The 19,711-nt window shown below is 72.0% G+C and carries 14 protein-coding genes and 1 pseudogene; 9 read left to right on the forward strand and 6 right to left on the reverse strand.

Annotation, left to right across the window (positions count from 1 at the left end; translation table 11 throughout):
• Nucleotides 1–62: 62 nt before the first annotated feature.
• Entirely contained in the window at nt 63–1,325 is a 1,263-nt protein-coding gene (locus DEJ27_RS11585; protein WP_111090967.1) for an MFS transporter, read from the reverse strand.
• 325 nt (nt 1,326–1,650) lie between these two features.
• On the opposite strand from DEJ27_RS11585, the pseudogene DEJ27_RS18050 reads away from it, so the two are divergent.
• Nucleotides 1,651–2,034, forward strand: a pseudogene (locus DEJ27_RS18050) (ornithine carbamoyltransferase); the annotation flags it as partial.
• A gap of 282 nt (nt 2,035–2,316) precedes the next feature.
• Here the strand turns inward: DEJ27_RS18050 and DEJ27_RS11600 are convergent.
• Nucleotides 2,317–3,270: a DMT family transporter gene (locus DEJ27_RS11600; RefSeq protein WP_258370346.1), complete on the reverse strand. Its 954-nt coding sequence runs from the start codon at nt 3,268–3,270 to the stop codon at nt 2,317–2,319.
• Between the two features lie 71 nt (nt 3,271–3,341).
• On the opposite strand from DEJ27_RS11600, the gene DEJ27_RS11605 reads away from it, so the two are divergent.
• The 6 genes from DEJ27_RS11605 to DEJ27_RS11630 all read left to right on the forward strand — a co-directional run bounded on the left by DEJ27_RS11605 (nt 3,342) and on the right by DEJ27_RS11630 (nt 14,825).
• A complete protein-coding gene (locus DEJ27_RS11605; protein WP_110860871.1) occupies nt 3,342–4,190 on the forward strand; it encodes a LysR family transcriptional regulator in 849 nt (282 codons plus the stop codon).
• 70 nt (nt 4,191–4,260) lie between these two features.
• Nucleotides 4,261–5,475, forward strand: a complete 1,215-nt coding sequence (locus DEJ27_RS11610; RefSeq protein WP_110860873.1) for a sensor histidine kinase — start codon at nt 4,261–4,263, stop codon at nt 5,473–5,475.
• Nucleotides 5,463–6,185 (forward strand): response regulator transcription factor, encoded by a 723-nt coding sequence (locus DEJ27_RS11615; protein WP_110860875.1) that lies wholly within the window; start codon nt 5,463–5,465, stop codon nt 6,183–6,185. Before DEJ27_RS11610 ends, DEJ27_RS11615 begins: the two co-directional genes overlap by 13 nt.
• 53 nt (nt 6,186–6,238) lie before the next feature.
• Nucleotides 6,239–7,051: a fructosamine kinase family protein gene (locus tag DEJ27_RS11620; RefSeq protein WP_110860877.1), complete on the forward strand. Its 813-nt coding sequence runs from the start codon at nt 6,239–6,241 to the stop codon at nt 7,049–7,051.
• A gap of 416 nt (nt 7,052–7,467) precedes the next feature.
• Complete coding sequence (locus tag DEJ27_RS11625) at nt 7,468–13,038, forward strand: glutamate synthase-related protein (protein ID WP_110860881.1); 5,571 nt, start codon at nt 7,468–7,470, stop codon at nt 13,036–13,038.
• Complete coding sequence (locus DEJ27_RS11630; protein WP_110860883.1) at nt 13,035–14,825, forward strand: sulfite reductase subunit alpha; 1,791 nt, start codon at nt 13,035–13,037, stop codon at nt 14,823–14,825. The genes DEJ27_RS11625 and DEJ27_RS11630 overlap by 4 nt, the downstream gene beginning before the upstream one ends.
• Nucleotides 14,826–15,226: 401 nt before the next feature.
• On the opposite strand, the gene DEJ27_RS11635 is transcribed toward DEJ27_RS11630, so the two are convergent.
• From DEJ27_RS11635 to DEJ27_RS11650, 4 genes are read right to left on the reverse strand one after another with little or no spacing between them, the layout of a single operon-like run.
• Complete coding sequence (locus tag DEJ27_RS11635) at nt 15,227–15,622, reverse strand: ATP-dependent DNA ligase (RefSeq protein WP_110860885.1); 396 nt, start codon at nt 15,620–15,622, stop codon at nt 15,227–15,229.
• A gap of 8 nt (nt 15,623–15,630) precedes the next feature.
• Nucleotides 15,631–16,833, reverse strand: coding sequence for a S9 family peptidase (locus DEJ27_RS11640; protein WP_110860887.1), 1,203 nt, complete (start codon nt 16,831–16,833; stop codon nt 15,631–15,633).
• 4 nt (nt 16,834–16,837) lie between these two features.
• On the reverse strand, nt 16,838–17,743 hold the full coding sequence (locus DEJ27_RS11645) for a hypothetical protein (protein WP_110860888.1): 906 nt from the start codon (nt 17,741–17,743) through the stop codon (nt 16,838–16,840).
• Nucleotides 17,743–18,210, reverse strand: coding sequence for a hypothetical protein (locus DEJ27_RS11650; protein ID WP_110860890.1), 468 nt, complete (start codon nt 18,208–18,210; stop codon nt 17,743–17,745). The genes DEJ27_RS11645 and DEJ27_RS11650 overlap by 1 nt, the downstream gene beginning before the upstream one ends.
• Nucleotides 18,211–18,289: 79 nt before the next feature.
• On the opposite strand from DEJ27_RS11650, the gene DEJ27_RS11655 reads away from it, so the two are divergent.
• Both DEJ27_RS11655 and DEJ27_RS11660 read left to right on the forward strand, forming a co-directional pair.
• Complete coding sequence (locus DEJ27_RS11655; protein ID WP_110860892.1) at nt 18,290–18,673, forward strand: helix-turn-helix transcriptional regulator; 384 nt, start codon at nt 18,290–18,292, stop codon at nt 18,671–18,673.
• Nucleotides 18,673–19,656 carry an SRPBCC family protein gene (locus DEJ27_RS11660; protein WP_111090968.1) on the forward strand — a complete coding sequence of 328 codons (984 nt, stop codon included), beginning with the start codon at nt 18,673–18,675 and terminating at the stop codon, nt 19,654–19,656. Before DEJ27_RS11655 ends, DEJ27_RS11660 begins: the two co-directional genes overlap by 1 nt.
• Nucleotides 19,657–19,711: the final 55 nt, after the last annotated feature.

Below are 19,711 nucleotides of genomic sequence, written 5' to 3' on the forward strand. Positions count from 1 at the left end.
CCTCGTCCGGATACGGATCCTTCACCGGGCGGCGGTGGCCGGCCGTCCGGTGAGGGATGGGGCTAAGCGTCGAGGTCGGTTGTTGAGGCGATCTGCACTCGGCCGGGCAAGCCCTTCAGCGCAGCTCGCCATGCCCAGGCTGCGGCGATGAACACGGCCGTGGTGATCGTCCACAGCGCCCAGGGGAAGCGTGAGTCGAATAGCCCGAGCGTGAGCGGGAACAGTGCCATGCCGATCGAGCTCGCGGTCTGGAAGACACCGATCGCTCGGCCGCGGATACGGGGGTGGGGTGCTTCTGCCATGACGGCGTTCGCAGCTGGTAGGTACACCATGTCGGCCACCGCGAGCAGAACAGCGACCAGGACGACGTACGCCCACGCTGCAGCACCGTGCAGCGGTGGGAGGAAGATGAGGGGCACCGCGGTGAAAGCTGTGAGGATCGCCCCGACGGCGATCAACCGGCCCCGCTGCAGACCGGCGACTCGTTTCGTTACCGATGTTTGCAGGAACGCGCACAGGCCGGTGGCGATGGCGAACTGGACTGGTGCGACCGCGGGTGGCATGTCCCATCGCTGCACGAACAGGACGCTCAGCGCGACGTTCGGGAGGACCATGGCTGGCCCGATGAGGAACTGACCGAGGGTGATGAGACGCATCGACCTGTCAGCAGCAAACTCGAGGAAGGACCCGGTCGAGCCCCCGGGTTCGCTCGCCGCCGTCGGGGCAGTGGCCTTCTGCCCGGTGCGTTGCGACGCGAATACGACTGCTGCGGCGATGCTCGTCACGACGTTGGCGAGGATCAGCCAGCGCAGCCCGTCCTGGCCCTGAGCCAGGGTGATCGCGGCGATGATCGCGCCGGCGCCGAGGGCCGCGGCCTTCGTGGCCTCGAGGAACGCGAACCACCGTTCGAACGGGCGGCCTTCCGCGAGGTCATGCACGTACGCCGTCCAAGACGTCCAGTACAACCGCTCCGACGCGTTGACGAGGAAGATCGCGGCGAAGATCATCACGGGGTCGTGGGCGATCAGGTAGAGCGCGAACCCCGTCGCGGACATCAGGTTGTTGAGGATCATCGACGCCTTCGCACCGAACCGGTCAGTGAGGGCACCACCGATCAGTCCGATGGGCAGAGCGATGAGCGATCCCACGGTTGAGAGCACACCGATCACGGCCAGTGGCACGTCGGTGGTGAGGGTGAAGTAGACGATCGTCAGCGGGAGGGTGAGTCCAGCGCCGATGGTGTCGGTGAGGACCGCGAATGTGACGAAGCGGTGTTCACGAAGGCTTGACAGAGATGCCCGTATCCGGGCTGGAGCGAACAGCATTTGGAGTGGTCCCAGGAGTCATCGCGTAGCCGTCATTCGGCCGCGCAGGGATACAGAAGAACGTGAGCGGGGAACTCACGTGGAGGAGGGGCCGTCGCTGGTGCGTCGGCTCAGTGCTGCGTTGCCATGACTCCGGGAGGTATCGGCCGTGGCCCGCTGAATGCAGGGGCCGGCTTGACGGGGAACAGTGTCTGAGGGGTTCGGATCGGCATAAAGCCATCTCCCTTCCCACCCTGGACCTGTAGCCGGAACGCTAGCGGCTCTCCTGCGGGAACGCCACTGTTCGATAGCGGATCCTGCTCCGGGCAGTCGCTCCGGTGGTGGGATGCGTTCTCTCGTCAAGCTCGATGACTGGTCTTCATCTGACGTCGGTGCGGTCTTCGACCTGGCTGACGCGTACCGAGAGGGCCGAGGACCAATGGCGAAGGGCTCCGCGGTGATGTTCTTCCCGCCGACGAATCTGCGCACGAGGGTCACGTTCGAGCGGGGAGCTTCGCTGATGGGGCTTGAACCGATCGTGTTTCCGGACATGACGCTCGACAAGACAGAGGCGCTGGCAGATGTCGCTCAGTACCTCGACGCCTGGATCGACCTCCTTGTGGTGCGCCACCATGACCTCGCAGTGGTCAAAGCGTTGGCCGCGACTCACGCGATGCCGGCGGTGAACGCCATGTCCGACGAGAATCACCCGTGCGAGGTGCTGTCCGACCTCTGCTCCTTGGGACAGCGGGGGGACGTCTCGTCGCTTCGCTTCCTCTTCGTGGGCGCTGACGGCGACATCGCCAGGAGATGGCAGGAAGCGAGCACGCGCACATGCTGCCCTGATCTCCGGCGGGTCGACGTTCCGCGGCGTCCCCGTGTTCCCCGTGGGGAGCGAAGGCTGTCGGGGAACATGTTCGTGGGGTCGATGATCGGCTCGCCGGTGATCAGGACGTCGTCGTGCTCGGCGTCCGTCGGCGTGTGCGCGTCGGACACCGACGTGACGTCGGACTCACGGGCGGCCGCTGCGTGCGTGGTGGTCCGGATGCAGCAGTCGCTCGGTGTGCCGACGAGGACGAGGTGTCGGACGCCGGAGGAGCACCCCGGACGCCAGGGCGATCCCGAGCAGGACGACGAGTCCGCCGACGGGCTCGTTCCACCGCACCCGCTCCCCCAGCACGAGCACACCGAGCGCCACCCCGACCACCGGCGTCAGGTACGTGACGGTGGAGGCGCGACCGGCGCCCCACGCCTGCACGAGCCGGGTGTTCCAGGCGTAGGCCAGCCCCGTGCCGACGCAACCGAGCGCGATCATCGCGGCCACGATCCTCCCGTCCAGCTGCACCGGACCGGTCGCGATGACGGGCGCGACCAGCAGGAGCATCCCGGAGGCCAGCGTCAGCTGGACCGTCGCCAGCGTGACCGGGTCGTACGCGCTCGCCACGGCCACCCGGCGCAGGTAGGCGAGCCCGATGCCGTAGGACGCGGTCATGCCGAGCAGTGCGACCTGCCCCGGCACGCTCGCCAGGACCTCCGGGTCGGTCAGGACGTCCCACGGGCCGACCAGCACGAGCACCCCGACGATGCCGAGCACGATCCCGAGCACCTGCCGTCCGCGCAGCCGTTCGGACGGCACGAGCACCGCGAGCGCGGCCAGCGTCATAATCGGCGTGGTCGCGTTGTAGATGCTCGCGAGTCCGGACGGCACCGTCTGCTCGGCCCACGCCATCAGAGACGACGGCACCGCGTTGAGGAACACCGCGACGACCGCCAGGTGTGCCCACGTCCGCGGCTCCCGGGGCCACCGGCGCCGGGTGGCGAGCAACACGACCACGAGCGTCACCCCACCGAGCACGGTCCGCACGGTGGCGACCTGCTGCGGGGCGAGACCGTCGAGCCCGATCTTCGCGAAGAGGAAGCTCGAGCCCCAGGTCAGTGCGACGAGGGCGTAGAGGAGGGCGTTCACGTGGCCTAGTGTCGGACCAGCGAGTGACATGCGGCAAACGCATGGGGCTCATGCCGACATGAGGAGGACGCATGACCGTCTCGGTCCAGCAACTGCGCGCGTTCGTCGCCACGCTCGACGCCGGGTCCTTCACCGCGGCGGCGACCGCCCTGGGCGTCGGCCAGTCCGCGGTGTCCCACGCCGTCGCCGGGCTCGAACGCGAGGTCGGCGGCCCCGTGGTGCGCCGTGGCACGGTCGCCGCCGCCACACCGCTGGGCGACCGCCTGCTGGCCCACGCCCGCAGCGTGCTCGCCTCGGTCGAAGCCCTGGAGGCGGTGGTCCGGCCCGCCTCGGCGCGCGGCACCGTGCGCCTCGCCGCCGTCCCCACCGTCTGCCAGGGCCTGCTGCCGCGGCTCCGCGAGCTGTGGGCGGTGACCCTGCCGGACGTCGACGTGCAGGTCTACGAGGGGGACGACGACGAGATGCCGGAGTGGCTCGAGGCGGGCACCGTCGACGCCGCAGTGCTCGTCGACCCGTCGCCGGCACCCGCAGGTGGCGTGGTCGTGGCGCGGGACGAGATGGCCGCCGTGATCCGCCGCGACCACCCCCTCGCCGAACTGCCCGCGCTCACGCTCGACGACCTGCACGAGGACGGCCTGGTGGCGGGCGGCGGCGGCTGCGAGTACCAGGTCCAGAAGCTCCACGAGCTCGACGGCCGCCCCTTCCGCTACGCCCACCGGGTGCGGGAGATGAGCACGATGTTCGGGATGATCCAGCGAGGCGAGGGCGTGTCGATCGTGCCGACCCTGGGCCGCGGGATGCTGCCGCCCGACCTCGTGATGATCCCGATGGCCCGGCGGCTCGAACGGACCCTGGTGCTGAGCGGGCCGTCGTCCCGTGCGTGGCACCCGTTGGCGCGGGCCCTGGTCGACGCGGTCTGAGACACGGGGCACCCCCGACCTCCGACCTTCGGCGGATCCGCTCGTCCCGACGGCTCCCTAGGCTCGGGGCATGACCTCGACCGCGCTCCCCGCTGTGCCACTCGGGCAGCGTGTGTGGTCACAGAGCTGGCGTGTCGCCGTCGCGGCCCTGACCGGACTGCTCACGGCGGGGCTCGTGTGGCCGTCGATGGACACCCGCGGCTGGAGCGACCTGCACGTCGGCGCGCTGATCCTCGGCGATGTGGGTGCCGGTCTGGCTGCCCTCGTCCTCCTGCCGTTCCGGCACCGGGCACCGCTGTCGATCACGGTCGTCATCGCTGCCCTCAGCTCGGTGTCGACGTTGGCGGTCGGGGCGGCCGCGATCGCCACGGTGTCGCTCGCCACCCGGCGCCGGGCCGTCGAGCTCGCCGTCGCCGGTGCGGTGCTGCTCGGTGCCACGGTGCTCTACGACGTCGTCCTGGCGCCCCAGGACGACGCCATGCCGCTCTGGCAGATCCTCGTCGCCGGTGCCGTCGGCATCGCCCTGCTCGTCGCGATCGGCATCGGGATCGGACAGCGCCGGGCGCTCCTGCTGTCCCTGCGCGAGCGCGCGGCCCTGCTCGAACGCGACCAGCAGCTGCGCGAGGACCGTGCCCGCGAGCAGGAGCGCGCCCACATCGCCCGCGAGATGCACGACGTCCTGGGCCACCGGCTGTCCCTGGTCGCGCTGCACGCCGGTGCACTCGAGTACCGCGGCCCGGGGCTCACCCCCGACGAGACCGCCGCGGCGGCCGGGGTCGTGCGGGCCGAGGCGCACTCCGCGCTCACCGACCTGCGCGACGTCCTCGGGGTGTTGCGCGACCCCGCGGCGAACGGCGGCGACGAGGTGACCGGCACCGCGCCTCCGCAGCCGACCCTCGTCGACCTGCCCACCCTGCTCGACCAGGCGCGTGCCGGCGGTGCGACCGTCCGGGCGCGCGTCGACGCCGACAGTGCGGCGGTACCGACCGCCGTGGGGCGACACGCCTACCGGATCGTGCAGGAGTCACTGACGAACGCCCGAAGGCACGCCCCAGGAGAGCCCGTCGACGTCGTGGTCGAGACCGTCCGCGGGTCGGCGATCCGGGTGGTGGTGTCGAACACGCTGGCCGACGGACCTGCGCCCGCGGACGCCTCCGGGCACTCGGCCGGGCACGGCCTGCGCGGGCTCGCCGAACGCGCCCGTCTCGTCGGCGGGAGCTTCCGCGCCGGCAGCGACGACGGACGCGTGCACGTGGTCGAGGCGGTGCTGCCGTGGACCCCGTGACCGCTCCCGTCCGCGTCGTCCTGGTCGACGACGACCAGCTCGTGCGCGTCGGGCTCCGCATGCTGCTCAGCGGCGACGACGGCCTGGTGGTCGTGGGCGAAGCGGGCGACGGGCTCGAAGCCGAGGGTGTCATCGCGTCGACCGCGCCCGACGTCGTGCTCATGGACATCCGGATGCCCCGGTGCGACGGACTCGTCGCCACCGAACGCGAACTGCGCCGACGACCCGACCTGGCCGTCCTGGTGCTGACGACCTTCGAGGGCGACGACCTCGTGCTCGGAGCACTGCAGGCCGGTGCCCGTGGGTTCCTGCTCAAGGACACCGCGCCGCACGAACTCGTGCAGGCCGTGCGGACCGTGGCGGCCGGGCGCTCGATCCTGTCCCCGTCCGTGCTCGACCGGGTCATCGCGTTCGCGGCCGGGCCACGCTCGGGCCAGGCGGCCGGTGGCCGGGGCGGCGGAACGGCCGGCGCCGCTGCGGACGACACCGAAGCGCGCCGGCTGCTCGCCCTGCTGACCGAGCGGGAACGGGAGGTCGCACTCGCCGTGGCGAACGGGGCGTCCAACGCGCAGATCGCCGCCGACCTGTACGTGGGACTCGCCACCGTGAAGACGCACGTCGGGCACGTGTACGAGAAGTTCGGCGTCGAGAACCGGGTGCAGCTGGCACTCGTGGTGCACGCGGCCCGGCGGGGAGAGCCGAGCGCGTGACCGGGTGACCGTCGGCTGAACGGTCGACGGTGCTCCCTCGGCAGGATGGGCCGATGGCCGAGACGCACGTGAAGACGTTCACCACCGCGGACGAGGCGGCAGCCGAAGCCGCCGGGCTCGCCTGGCTCGCCCAGGCCGAGGACACCGGAGGGACCCGCATCGCCCGTGTGCTGGGGCGTCCGGGCCCGACCGTGCTCGACCTCGAGTTGATCTCCGACGGCTCGCCCACCGCCGCCCAGGCCGAGCGGTTCGGCCGCTCCCTCGCCCACATGCACGCCGCCGGCGCCGATCACTGGGGTGCGCCGCCCGCCGGATGGACCCGCGGTGCGGCACTGCGGATGGGCCGCTCTCGCACGCCGTTCGCCGCGGCCGAGCAGGCGCCGGCGACCTGGGGCGAGTTCTTCGCCGAGTACCGCATCCGCGACTTCGTCCGGCGCATCGTCGACGCCGGCGGGTTCGACCGCGATGAGGCCGCCGTGCTCGAGCGGGTCGCGCAGCGCGTGCAGGACGGAACCCTCGGGTCGCCGCAGCCCGTGCTCGTCGGGGACCGCCCCGCGCGCCTGCACGGCGACCTGTGGGCCGGTAACGTCCTCTGGCCGACGGACCCGTCCGAACCGACCGGCGCCGTGCTCATCGACCCGATCGCCCACGGCGGCCACGCGGAGACCGACCTGGCACTGCTCGGGCTGTTCGGGCTCCCCCGGCTCGAGACGGTGCTCGCCGCCTACGACCGGGAGTCACGGCTGGCCGACGGCTGGAAGGAGCGCGTCGAGCTCCACCAGCTCGCACCGCTGCTGCTGCACGTGTTCCTGTTCGGCGGCTCGTACACCGGCGCCGCACTCCGGGCAGCACAGCGGTACGCCTGACCCCTCGAACGGTGCGAGGAGCGCGCGGTGCCGCGCGGGATCGGCGAGCTCATCCGCCCCGGAACCACCCTGGCGGCCGACGCCAGCACGGCGGTCACCGGGTCCGTCCCACGGGCTGGCGTGGCGGGTGCGAGCAGCACGGCACCTGCCGCCGCGTCGCTCCTCCCGGTGCGAGGTCGTCCACTCGGTGCGGCGCTGCGACCTCGCACCGGGTGATCGACCTCGCACCAGCCGGAGAACCCCGCGCCGCGCCCCACACCACCCGTGTTGCACGGTCGGTATACCAAGCCGTAGCATCGCCCTACCGCACCACCACCCCACAGGGCCCGACTGCCACCATCGGTCTGCCCGCGGCGAGCGCTCCATCGATGCAGCCCGCGCCGTCCGCTGTCGGCAACGCCCCACTGGACCCGCACGTGAACCCCACCTCTTTCGGTCTCTACGACCCTGCCCGCGAATCGAGCGATTGCGGCGTCGGTTTCATCACCCGTCTCGACGGGACGCCGAGCCACGACGTCATCCGCAAGGGCGACGAAGCGCTCTGCTCCATCCCGCACCGCGGCGGCAAGTCCGCCGAGGGTGTCGGCGACGGCGCGGGTGTCAGCATCGACCTGTCGGTGGAGTTCTTCAGCGCCATCACCGGTGAGCAGCTGCGCGCCGGGCACTTCGGCGTCGCGAACTGCTTCGTGCCGAGCAGCGACGGAGCCGACGGCACCGACGAGCGCGCCCGTGCCGAGCAGACCGTCACGGACGCCATCACGGCCGAGGGCTTCGAGCTGTTGCTGGTCCGTGACGTCCCGGTGGACCACTCCGTCGCGCGCCCCGAGGCCGAGCAGTACCAGCTGCCGATCGTGCAGTGGGTCTTCCGGGCACCGTCCGACTGGGACCGCACCGAGGTCGACGCCGCCGCGAACCGCGCCCTGCTCGCCATCGAGGCCGTCTCCTACGCCCAGGCCGCCGCCGAGCGCGCCGAGCACGCCGCCCTGTACCCGCTGTCGCTCAGCGCCCGGACCCAGATCCTGAAGGGCCGGCTGAACTCCGGCGAGGTGATCGGGTACTTCACCGACCTGCGCGACCCCCGGCACTCGGTGCGGACGCTGTACTTCCACACCCGGTTCTCGACGAACACCGAGCCGCACCCGACGATGGCGCAGCCGTTCCGCCTGATGGCGCACAACGGCGAACTGAACACCGACCGCAAGAACCGGCTGTCGGACGAGGCGCTCGCGCGGGCCCGCACCCGGAGCATCGTCCGCCCGCCCGGGCAGTCGGACTCGAGCCGGCTCGACCAGACCCTGCAGAGCCGCGTGTTCGACGACGGGCTCGAGATCATCGAGGCCGTGGTCTCGCTCATGCCGCCGGCGTGGGAGAACGACCGCACCCTGACCCCGGACGTCCGGGACATGCTCGAGTACTTCTCGCTGTACGAGGAGAAGAACGACGGTCCCGCCGCCGTGATCTTCAGCGACGGCGACGTCGTCGGCGCCCGCCTGGACCGCCTGGGCCTGCGCCCGCTGCGCACCGTCGAGACGGCCGAGTACCTGATGGTGTCGTCCGAGGCCGGCCAGGTCGAGTTCGACGCCGACGAGGTCGTGCACCGGGGCCGCATCGAGGCCGGCGGCATGCTCGTCGTCGACCACCGCACCGGCACCCGCATGCGCACGGGCGAGGTGCTGCACATGCTCGCGGCCCGCCGTGACTACGGCACCCTGCTCGACGCCGCTCGCGTGAACCTGGACGACGTGCCCGCTCCGGACTACGAGCGCACGACGTCCACCCTGGGCTACGACGGCGATCTGTCGCTCGCCGGCCGGTACGTGGCGTACTCGCTGAACCAGGAGAGCTTCCGGTTCATGCTCGACCCGATGCTGCAGAACGGGTCGGAGCGCATCTCGGCGATGGGTTACGGCAACGCGATCAACGCCCTGAGCGACACCGAGGGCGGCATGGCGAAGTACTTCTCGCAGCGCTTCGCCCAGGTGACGAACCCGCCGCTCGACTCGATCCGCGAGGCGGACGGGATGTCGATGCGCGTGGCACTCGGCGCGAAGCCGGACGGCACGGGCACCACGGGGCGTCAGCTCGTCGTGCAGTCGCCGATCCTCGGGCACCTCGACATGGTGCGGCTGCGCGAGCAGGACATCGTCCCGCTCGAGCGCTTCGACATGCTCTACGTGCCGGTGCCCGCCGACGAGCAGGCCAACGCCGACGCGATGCGCGGCGCGTTGGACGTGCTGTGCGACGCGATCGAGGCCTTCGCGGCGCGCGGTGGCGGGATCGCGGTCGTGACCGACCGCGAGGTGTCGTCGACCCATGCGCCCCTCCCCGTGATCCTGGCCGTGGCCGCCGTGAACCAGCGGCTCATCGAGACCGGTCTGCGCCTGCGGGTGTCCGTCGTCGCGGAGAGCGGTCAGCTGCCATCGTCACACCACGTCGCGACCGCGCTGGGCTTCGGTGCCGCCGCTGTGTACAGCTTGAGCGCTCGGCTGCGTGCGGAGGAGAAGTACCCCGCCGCACCCGCACCCGCCGGCGAGCTGACCGCGACCGACCTGGCACTCAAGCAGTTCCGCAAGGCCGCCGAGAAGGCCCTGGCGAAGACCATGGGCCGCGTCGGCCTGTGCACCGCCGAGAGCTACATCGGTGGCGAGTTCTTCGAGCCGAACTACCTCGACACCGGCGACGACGTGCTCGCGCGGATCTTCCCGCACATGCAGGCACCGGTCGGCGGCGTCGGCTTCGCGCGCATCGCCCAGGCGGCGACGGACTGGCACGAGCGTGCCCGTTCGGTGGCGTCCGAGGGCCAGGTCCCGCTGCTCGGCCTGTTCAAGGAACGCTCCGACGGCGCCGGCCACTCGTTCGGTGTCGCGAGCGTCCGCGGGTTCGGCGGCATGACCGAGGAGCGCCCGGCCTTCGAACGCTCCGGCGACTCGGACGCGCTGCGCCTGCTCACGCTCGGCCAGCTCGACGACTCGTTCGGCATCACCGACGCCGCGTACCGGAACACCGGGTACGACCGGCTGAGCGATGCCGAGATCGACGCACACCGCATCACGCCGGGCTACGTCACGTTCCTGCAGACGACCCACGACGAGCGGTCCCGCCGCCCCGCCGCGCTCCGCGACGTGCTCGCGCTGCCCGCGGACGTCACCGGCATCGACACGGCCGAGGACTTCGCCCGCGAGCTCGGCCGCTTCTCGACGAGCGGCAACGCCAGCGTCACCGTGCGCGGGCTCTCCGGCTCGCGTCCGTCGGACGACCAGGACCTGCCGGGAGGCACGGAGCGGTTCCGCCTGGAGCTCACGTCGACGGGGACCACGGGTGCACTGCGCCACGCGGCCCTGGCGGACGGCCTCGCGCTGCTCCACCCGGGGCAGATCGACGTCGACGCCGTCGACGACACCGGGGTGACGCTCCGCGCCACCGGTGCGGCCGTCGCCCTGCTCGCGCTGCTGCAGAGCGCCCCGGCGAGCGTCGAGCTCGACGAGGTGCAGCCGGCCCACGAGATCACCCGGACCCTGGCGTCCGGTGCGATGAGCCACGGCGCACTCGTCGCCACCGCCCACGAGGCCGTCGCGCACGGCACGAACATGGTCGGCGGCATGTCGAACAGCGGTGAGGGCGGCGAGCACCACTCCCGCTACGGCACCATCCGCGGCTCGCGCATCAAGCAGTTCGCCTCGGGCCGGTTCGGCATCTGGGCCGGCTACCTCGCCGACCCCATGCTCGAGGAGCTCGAGATCAAGATCGGCCAGGGCGCGAAGCCCGGCGAGGGTGGTCAGCTGCCCGCACCCAAGGTCACGGTGGACATCGCCGCGGCCCGTGGTGGTACGCCCGGCGTCGAGCTGATCTCGCCGCCGCCGCACCACGACACGTACTCGATCGAGGACCTCGCGCAGCTCATCCACGACTGCAAGGCCGCCCGCGTCCGGGTGATCGTGAAGCTCGTCTCGTCCGAGGGCATCGGCACCATCGCGGTCGGCGTCGCGAAGGCGGGCGCCGACGTGATCAACGTCGCGGGCAACACCGGCGGCACCGGTGCCGCGGCCGTCACCAGCCTGAAGTACGCCGGCCGCTCCGCCGAGATCGGCGTCGCCGAGGTGCACCAGGCCCTGGTCGCGAACGGCCTGCGCCAGAAGGTCACGCTCCGCTGCTCGGGTGCGCACCAGACCGGCAGCGACGTCGTCACGAGCGCCCTGCTCGGCGGCGACAGCTTCGAGTTCGGCACGACCGCGCTCATGATGCTCGGCTGCGTGATGGCCAAGAACTGCAACGTGAAGTGCCCGGCGGGCCTGACCACGAACGCCGAGGCGTTCGAGGGCGACCCCCGCGCGCTCGCGCAGTACCTGCTCAACATCGCCCACGACGTGCGGCAGATCCTGGCCCGTCTCGGCCTGCGTTCCCTGCGGGAGGCCCGCGGCCGGACCGACCTGCTGCAGCTCCTGGACCACCCGGCGAGCGTGGGCCGGCTCGACGCCCGCGCCCTGCTCGCCCAGGTGCCCGAGAAGGTCGTCGCGGACCCGGAGTACCTGGAGAAGGACTTCCACACCGACGACGCCCTGCTCGAGCGCGTCCGCACCGCCCTCGTCGACCACGCGCAGGAGCACGTGCTCGTGCACGGCGTGCTGCTCGGCAACGCCGACAAGTCGGTCGGCGGTCAGCTCGGCATCGACCTCGAGCGTCTGCTCAACCACGAGCTCGGGGCCGAGGACGTGCAGGGCCTGCCCGCCGTGACGACGGACGACCGCGGACGCCGCCGGCTGGTGGACGGCGCGGTCACGATCCGCACGCAGGGCTCGGCCGGGCAGTCCTACGGCGTCTTCAACAACGACGGCGTCGTGCTCGAGCACACCGGCACCGCGAACGACGGCGTCGGCAAGAGCCAGAGCGGCGGACGGATCATCGTCCGCGCCCCCGGTGGCGGCAGCGCCGAGCAGGGCGGCAACGTGCTGGTCGGCAACTTCGCGCTGTTCGGGGCCACCGGTGGTCGCACCTTCGTCGAGGGCGAGGCCGGTGACCGGTTCGCCGTCCGCAACTCCGGTGCGACCGCCGTCGTCGAGGGCCTCGGCGACTTCGGGTGCGAGTACATGACCGGCGGCGCCGTGTTCAACCTCGGCGCGTTCGGCAAGGGCCTCGGCAACGGCATGTCCGGCGGGTTCCTGTACCAGTACGACCCCTCCGGCCAGGTCGCCGAGCGTGCCAGCACGGACTCGCTCCTGGTGTTCCCGGTCACCGACACCGAGCGCGGTGCGTTCCACGAGGCCGCCGCTCGCCTGCTGCTCGAGTGGCACCTCGAGGCGACGGGTTCGGCCCTGGCCGAGCGGCTGCTCGCCGAGTGGGACACCGCCCGCGCGCACGTCTACGTCGGCATGCCCCGTGCCCTGCTGCTCACGCAGGACGCCGGCGAGATCCTCGCGGCGGCGACCCGGCCCGAGCTCCTCGACGAGCTCGCGACCTCGATCGCCACCGACAAGCTCCGCGCGTTCAAGCTCGACTACCGCGACCAGCGCACGGTGCTCGACGGTCGTGCCCCGGCGCTCGGCGACCAGGGCGAGGACATGTTCTCGCTGCTGTCGTCGTACACCGTGCTCGGGGTCGCCCAGGACGTCGCCCTGGAGCGCGTCCCGGGTGCGTTCGGTGCCGCCGACCCGCGGGTCGCCGAGGCCGTCAAGAACCTCGTGCTCACCGAGGACTTCTCCGTCAAGCAGCGCGTCGTGAAGTACCTGCGCGGGACGCTCGACCGGTTCGCCGACGACCAGCTCGCGACCCTCATCGCGATCAAGCGGCTCGACGACTACAAGCGCGCGCTCACGCAGCGGAACAACCGCAGCATGGACGCGCCGGGCACCACGGGGTGGATCATGCACCAGAACGCCAAGAACGACGGCCGCGTCCGCGAGGCCCGCTTCGACGAGCTGCTCGCCACCGCGGCGCTCGAGGACATCGCCCGCCGTGCACCGCAGGCGCCGACCGAGGCGGTGACCGCGTGAGCCTGCTCCCCCCGACCGGGTCGCTGATCCCCGTCGACGCACCGTTCTCGGCCGCCCAGGAGTCCTGGCTCGCCGGGTTCATCGCGGGCATCGCCGCCGCCGGCAAGAAGGTCGCAGCCAGCGCGCCCACGACGACGATCGACGTGCTCTTCGGCACCCAGACCGGCAACGCCGAGTTCCTGGCCGACGAGCTCGTCGCCGGCGCGAAGGCCCGCGGACTCGGCGGTCGTGCCAGCGCGCTCGACGCCGTCACCCCCGAGCAGCTCGCCGAGATGTCGCACGTGCTCGTCGTCACCTCGACCTACGGCGAGGGCGAGATGCCCGACAACGCCGGGCTGTTCTGGGACGCGATCCAGGCGAGCACCGTGCCGCGGCTCGAGGGGCTGCAGTACGCCGTCCTGGGCCTCGGCGACACGAGCTACGACGAGTTCTGCCAGGCCGGCAAGCTCCTCGACACCCGGTTCGAGCAGCTCGGCGCGACCCGGGTCCACGACCGCGTCGACTGCGACGTCGACTTCGAGGACCCGGCCGCTCTGTGGACCGCGGCGGTCCTCGACCGCCTCGCCGCCGAGGCCGGCGCGACGGCTGCACCCGGCGCGACCGCGGGCGGTGGTGCCGGCGACGGTGCCGGCGCGACCGGCGGGGCGGGCGCGAGCCGTGCCTCCCGTCCGGGGTCGCAGTGGAACAAGCGCAACCCGTACCCGTCGCGCCTGGTCGAGAACCGGCTGCTCTCCTCGCCGCGCAGCGCGAAGGAGATCCGGCACTACGAGTTCGACCTCGGCGACTCGGGCATCGAGTACGCGGCCGGCGACGCCCTGGCGGTCGTGCCGGTGAACGACGAGGTCTTCGTGGCGGACCTGCTCGAGCAGGTCGGCGCGAACGGTGGCGAGGCGTTCGACGGCCGGCCGATCACCGAGGTCCTGCGGACCGACCGTGAGATCCGGACGCCCTCGAAGGACCTCATCGCCGACCTGGTGCAGCGCGCGCCGTCGAGCGAGCTCGCGGCCGTCGTGGCGCACGGCGACAAGCACGAGCTAGACCGCTGGCTCTGGGGACGCGACGTCCTCGACCTGCTCCGCGACGCCGGACCGGCCGCCCCGGGACTCGACGAGCTGCTGCCGAACCTGCGGCCGCTGCAGGCGCGGCAGTACTCGATCTCGTCGAGTCCGCTGGCCCACCCGGACCGCATCCACCTGACCATCGCGTCCGTGCGCTACGGCGACCCGCACCGGATGTACGCCGGTGTCGCGTCGACGTTCCTGGCCGACCGGGTCGACCCGGACGGCACCGTCGACGTCTACCTGCAGCCGAACGCGTCGTTCGGGGTGCCGGCGGACGAGTCGGCCCCGATGATCATGATCGGACCGGGCACGGGTGTCGCGCCGTTCCGCGGGTTCCTGCACGAGCGGGCCGTGTCCGGGGCGACGGGACGCAACTGGCTGTTCTTCGGCGACCAGCACCGGGACACCGACTTCGTGTACCAGGACGAGCTCACCGAGCTGCAGGAACAGGGCGTGCTCGACCGCCTCGACCTTGCGTTCTCGCGAGACCAGGCCGAGAAGGTCTACGTGCAGACCCGGATGCTCGAGCGCTCGGCGGAGCTCTTCGCCTGGCTCGAGGACGGCGGCCACGTGTACGTGTGCGGCGACGCCTCACGCATGGCGAAGGACGTCGAGGCCGCGCTGCTCCAGGTCATCCGGACCGGACGCGGGCGCGGCGAGGACGACGCGCAGGCGTACCTGGCCGACATGCGTCGCGCGAAGCGGTACGTGCGCGACGTCTACTGAGCCGCATGCAGACGGGATGAGTCCGCCCCGGCCACGGAACCCGAATCCGATGGCCGGGGCGGTCCCGGAGGAGCGCCGGTCGATGGGGGCGGACCGGCGAGCCCTGCAGCGTGACGCACGCATCACCGACGCGTGGCGCCGGTGACCCGAGCAGGGAGTCCCCTGATCCGGGACTCACGTCCCTCGCTCGTCTCGGCCACCGGTGGTTGGTCGGCACCGGACTCGCTGTGCGTCACGGGCTGTTCGGGTTCCCCTCCTGCCGCGGACACTGCCAGCACCGGCGCCCTGGCGGGCCGGTGCGGGGGGACGACAGCGAACCGCGGTACGGAAACCGTACGAGGTGTGGAGTTCGAGTGGAACCCGTTGACCCGGATCAGCCCGCTGTGCTACTGCTCCCGGGATCAGCGCGCCGTGCTCCCGCTCGGTGTCCCCGAGGCGTCGTCCGCGTCGCCGGGCGCCACCGCCCGCGACCACGCGGAGTCGGCCGCCGTGCTGGTGTCCGGCGGCTCCGGCGTCAGCACGAGCCCCGACCCCGAGGTGGCCGAGGCGTAGAGGTCCTCGAGCCAGCTGCGGTTGATCGACGGCACCCGGCTGCCCGTGAACTTGAAGTGCAGGCTCACGTTGGGGTTCAGCCAGATCGTGCTGCGACCGTTGCCGTGGACGACGTCGTCCTTCCACGAGAACGCGAAGCGGTGGTCGCGTCGGAGCATGTTGACGATGACGATCTGCAGGTGCGTGAGCGCGCGGTCGTCGATCCGCAGGTCGAGCGGTTGGCCGTCGTAGATGAGCTGCCCCATGGCTCCTTCTACTCCTGCGCTCCGGTGTGTTCGAGGTGCGATGCCCAGTTCGTGATGGTGCGGTCGAACCAGACGGCGTCGACGTTGCGCTCCCACGCGTGCTCGGCGGGCTCGCTGACCGCCAGGGTCACCGTGCCCGGGTGCGCATCGGCGAACTCCTGACTGGCCGAGAACGGCACCGTGGTGTCGCCCGTGGAGTGGATGAGCAGGGTCGGGGGCAGCGACCGGGGTGCGCGCAACCAGGACAGCGCGCGCACGTCGACCGGCGAGCGCAGCCCCACCAGCCGGCAGAGGACCGGTGCCGCCATCGCCCCGAGGGCAGCGCCCACCACGGGGCCCGGCAGTCCTGCGCGGCGGGCCTGGGACCGCACGGTGACGGACCAGTCCAGGGCCGGGGCGACGAGCACGATCCCGGCCAGGCGGTCGCGGTGCGCGGAGCGGGCGAGGAGCTCGTGCGTGATCGTCGCGCCCATCGACCACCCCACGATGACGAGCCGTTGGGCGCCGTTCGCGACGGCGTGGTCGAGCGCCGCCTCGACGTCCGCCCACTCACGGGCGCCGAGGTGCGAGGCCCGTCCTTCCCACGGTGCTTCGCCATCGCCGCGGAACGACGGGACGATCGAGGTCCAGCCGAGCTCGAGCGCCGCGGGGACGGTCCGGAGCGCGGTGACCCGGGTCGTCCGGATCCCGTGCACGTGGACGGCCCACGTGCGGACAGCCTCGGGGTCCGCACCCTGGGCAGCCGCGCGGTCGGGAGACGGAGCGCGGTCGGCAGCGCCGCCCGGACCCGGCCGCACCACCCACGCGGGTGCCGACCCCACCGGGGTCGGCAGCGACACCTCGGACCAGTCGACGTCCATCGCCGCCGGGTCGGGGTGCACGTGTCCGCTCCACCGCACCCGCGACGACACCGCGCCGGTCGTCCGCACAACGGCCCGGCGCACGAACCCGGCGGCTTCGTCGACTTCGAGCACCGGCCCGACGGTGGTGTGCCCGGGGCCGTCGTGCCACAGCCCGTACTCCCCCGGCCGCACGGTGTCGTCGGTGATCGGCAGCCGGACGGAGTCAGCGTCGGACTCGATCACGGGCGTCCACCGATCGCCGCCGGGCAGCACGATCCTGCCGACGACCTTCCGCAGGACGACCAGGACCACCAGGGACACCGCCACCAGCACCACGAGCGCTCCGAGCACCCACCACACGATCGTCACGCCGTCATCCTCCGAGGCTCCGGGTCAGGGTCCGTTCCGCCGACCGCACCTGCGCGAGTTCGGCGTCGTCGAGGGTCCGTCCCTGCACCTCGGCGTCGCGGATCGCGATGACCAGGTCGTAGGTCCGGGCCTGCGGGTCCCCCGGCCGCTCGACCGCCCGCACCGCGTGCCGACGGGCGATGCGGCGCAGGCGTCGGTGGTGCCCGCGGTGGCGCAGGTCACGACCCCACCGTCGGAACGTCAGCGAGGCCATCGCCACGACGATGAGCACGATGCCGAGGTAGAACGGCGGATCGAAGGCCAGGCGCAGGCCGTCCCGCACCCCGGCCGGGAAGAGTCCGAAGTGGTCGGCGGTGAGCGACGCGACCTCGTCGACGCTCGCCACGACGACCAGGGCGAGCCCGACGCGGAACACCACGAGTGCCACCGGGTCCTGCAGCACGCCGCGACGCAGTGTCGTCGCGGCGATCAGTCCCACGCCCACCATGTACACGCTCGCGTAGAGCCACATCGGCGTCTGCTCGATCTCGCGCACGATGAAGTGGAAGTCGGTCCCGCCGCGCTCCTCGACCAGCAGGAACGGCACCGTGAAGGCCACGACCACGACGAGCAGCGCCATCGGCCTGGCGAGCACCGGGCGCTCCGGCAGGTCGTCCGTGCTCGCGCGCAGCATCAGCCAGAACGCGACGGTCGCGCAGACGTTCTGCACCAGGTTGATGAGGTTCGAGCCGCCCAGGGCGCCGTCGAGCGCCGGCTGCGGCACGACGCTGCCGAGCGTCAGGAGCCCGAGCGCCCCGACGCCGGTGGCACCCCAGGCCGCCCGACCACGGGGGTTCCGCAGCACGTACGGCGTGCGGGCGAGGAAGATCAGCGCCGCGAACCAGAAGGCCGCGGCGTGCAGGACGGCCATCAGCCGTAGGCCCGCTCGTCCGCGCCCGTGGCCCCGGCGAGCAGGACCGTCGCGAGCTCGTAGGCGAACCGTTCGGCGAAGTGCTCGTCGTCGTCGGAGATGCTCACGAGCCCGGAGTCGGCGTCGAGCGCACGACGGCAGACGTGACCCCCGGCGGCGAACTCGGCGACGGATGACGGGGTGGGTGTGCCGACGTCGCCGTGCACCAGGTGCCCGAGCTCGTGCAGCACGCAGTGCATGCGGTAGAGCGGCGGTGCGTCGGCCGGCACGAGCACCAGGTTCTCGTGCTCGAACTGCGACACGAGCGCGGTGAGCGGACCCCAGCTCGGCCCGTCGACGTCGACGACGCGCGTGGGCTTGCCGACCATCCGACCGACGCCGGTCACCACATCGGACAGCTGCGGCGCACGGGGCAGGGTGGCGACGAGGGCACGGACGGCATCGGACGCACCCAGCTGCTCCGCCATCGCCCCTCCGATCTCCGCGGCAAGACTACCGGCAGGTCCCCCTTGTGGACGAGACCGTCCGGACGTAACCTACAACCAAATGGTTGTACGAATCGAACTGTCCGACGCCGAGGTCGACCGGGTGTTCCACGCACTCGCCGACGCGACCCGTCGTGACATCGTCCGGCGCACGCTCGTCGGGTCGTCGTCCGTGAGCGAGCTCGCGGACGCCTACTCGATGTCGTTCGCCGCCGTCCAGAAGCACGTCGCCGTCCTCGAAGGAGCCGGACTCGTGAGCAAGGAAGCCCGCGGCCGCACCCGCATCGTGCGCGCCGAGCCGGAGCAGCTCGAACGGGTCCGTGCCCTCCTCGACGCCTACGGCCGCCTCTGGCACAGCCGGATGGACCGTCTGGGCGACCTCCTCGACGGCGACGCCTCCGGACACCCAGCACCAGACGACACCCGACGACACCAGGAGCGATGATGCCCACCACGTCCGTCCACACCGATCCCGACACCCTCTCGATGACCCTCGTCGCCGAGTTCCCCGTCCCCGTCGAACGCCTCTGGGCCGCCTTCGCCGACCCGCGCCAGCTCGAGCGGTTCTGGGGACCGCCCGGGTTCCCCGCGACGTTCACGACGTTCGACCTGCGCCCCGGTGGCCGTGCCGACTACCGGATGACGTCACCGCAGGGCGAGCGGTTCCACGCCGTCTGGCAGGTCACCGAGGTCGACGAGCCCCGTCGCATCGTCTTCCGCGACCTGTTCACCGACCCCCAGGGCACCGTCGACGAGTCACTGCCCGCAGGCGAGACCGTGTTGTCGTTCAAGCCGGCCGAGGGCGGCGCCCGGGTCTCCGTGGTGTCCTCGTTCGCCTCGGCCGCCGACCTCGACGCGATGCTCCAGATGGGCATGCTCGAGGGCTACCAGCAGGCCTTCGGCCAGCTCGACCGGGTGCTCGCCGACCTGCGCGAGTGGGCCCTCCGTGCCGGCACCGGGACCGAGGTCCTCGACGACACCCACGTCCGGATCACCCGGGCGTTCGCGGCGCCGCGACACCTGCTCTGGCGGGCGCACACCGAGCCCGACCTGGTGCGCCGGTGGCTGCTCGGCCCCGACGGGTGGGAGATGACGGTGTACGAGAACGACCTGACCCCGGGCGGCGCGTTCCGGCAGGCCTGGGCGCCGACGGGTGACACCGAGGGTGAGCCCTTCGGGTTCGAGGGCGAGAACCTCGTCGTCGAACCGGAACGCCGGATGGTGTCGACCGAACGCATGACCGGGGCGCCCTTCCCGCCGAACACGAACGACCTGCAGTTCGACGAGGACGACGGCGTCACGCTCATGACCCTGCTCGTCACCTACCCGGACCGGGAGCAGCGGGACGCGATCCTCGCGACCGGCATGACGGAGGGCATGGAGGCCAGCTACCAGCGGCTGGAACGCGAGGTCCTGTCCGCAGCGTGACCGACAGACGGACGGGAGGCCCGTGGCGGCGCCGCCACGGGCCTCCCGTCCGTCC

The organism is Curtobacterium sp. MCPF17_018, from assembly GCF_003234135.1.
In the GTDB taxonomy this organism is placed as follows: Bacteria; Actinomycetota; Actinomycetes; order Actinomycetales; family Microbacteriaceae; genus Curtobacterium; species Curtobacterium flaccumfaciens.